Annotated in this window: 2 protein-coding genes; one reads left to right on the top strand and one right to left on the bottom strand. The window is 22.0% G+C overall.

All coding sequences use genetic code 11. The annotated features are described in order from the left end of the window. Nucleotides 1-417: 417 nt before the first annotated feature. Nucleotides 418-831: a hypothetical protein gene (locus tag HALO113_RS17865; RefSeq protein WP_159780501.1), complete on the bottom strand. Its 414-nt coding sequence runs from the start codon at nucleotides 829-831 to the stop codon at nucleotides 418-420. 87 nt (nucleotides 832-918) lie between these two features. On the opposite strand from HALO113_RS17865, the gene HALO113_RS17870 reads away from it, so the two are divergent. Then, nucleotides 919-1,278, top strand: a 360-nt coding sequence (locus tag HALO113_RS17870) for a hypothetical protein (RefSeq protein WP_201297711.1), incomplete at its 3' end; no start/stop codon positions are given.

Below are 1,278 nucleotides of genomic sequence, written 5' to 3' on the forward strand. Positions count from 1 at the left end.
TACCAATACCATAATCAATAAATAGAAATCCAACAGAAATAACTATTAATATAACTAGTAGATAATTAATTAGTTGACTATCAATTTTAAATTCAAAATTTAATTGAACATTATTTTTAATAATCTTTTGATACTTTTTAAATAATAATTTATACGTAAGATGCCCAATTAAGAAATAATTAATTAATGATATAAAAATTATAAAAGTATCAACAAATTTTTTAGCATTCTTAGAATCAAAATTGTATAAATCTACTTTTAAATATAAGGGTACAGAATAATGGTATATTAAACTTAGAAATATTATACTGTAAAAAAATAAAAGAAAAATATCCACAGAAGAAAATATTGAAAACTTTCTTTTGTGGATATATAATAAAAGTAATATTAAATTTAAAAGTATCGAAAAAACAAGCATTACTTGGTTAATTCAGGTGTAGTACCTAGGTACCAAGAATTAGAATAAGATCTAATATAAATTTCACCAGAAACATTATCTAATAAAATAATTTGAAATGTATCTTCTGTATTACCTGCAATAATTTTAAAATCATAAGCAGGATATTTATAAGTAGTCCTAGAAAGATTGTTTTCAGCTAAATACCAAGAACCATTAGGATTTCTAACATTAATATCTCCTGTTTTTTTGTTAAGTTGAAAAACCAGAAAATCATCTGCAGATTTTTGAAGAATTTCAAAAGAAAAACTATTAGGCTCTGTTAAGGATTCTGTTACAAAAACAGTTTCATCAGATTTTTTATCTTCTTTATTATCACAGCTGGCTAAAATAAAAAGAAATGTTGCTGTCAAAAAAGTTAATTTTAATTTCATTTAGATATACAAATTTAAGATGCAAATATATAAAAAAAAATATCTGATAATATGTCCATATTTATATTAAATTTACAAAAAAAATAAATGAAAATTCTGAAACTATTAATCATAGGACCCATACCTCCTCCCATTTCAGGTGTAAGTATTGCTAACCATCATTTATTTACAGAGTTAAAAAAGAAATCGGTAAAAGTTGATTATATTAACACGGAAAATTCTAAGACAATTAATGCTAACAAATTAGGTAAGTTTTCCTTTTCAAAAATATGGAATAGTTTAGCAATATATTTAAAAATATGGAAAATTTTTAAATTTAATTTAATATACATTACTATTGGACAATCCTTTTTTGGTGTTGTAAAATATTTACCTTTTTTCATATTTTCAAAACTTTTAAATAAAAAGATAATAATACACTTGCATGGTGGACATTTAAAAGAATCT

The organism is Flavobacterium sp. 9AF, assembly GCF_902506265.1.
Lineage (GTDB): Bacteria > Bacteroidota > Bacteroidia > Flavobacteriales > Flavobacteriaceae > Flavobacterium.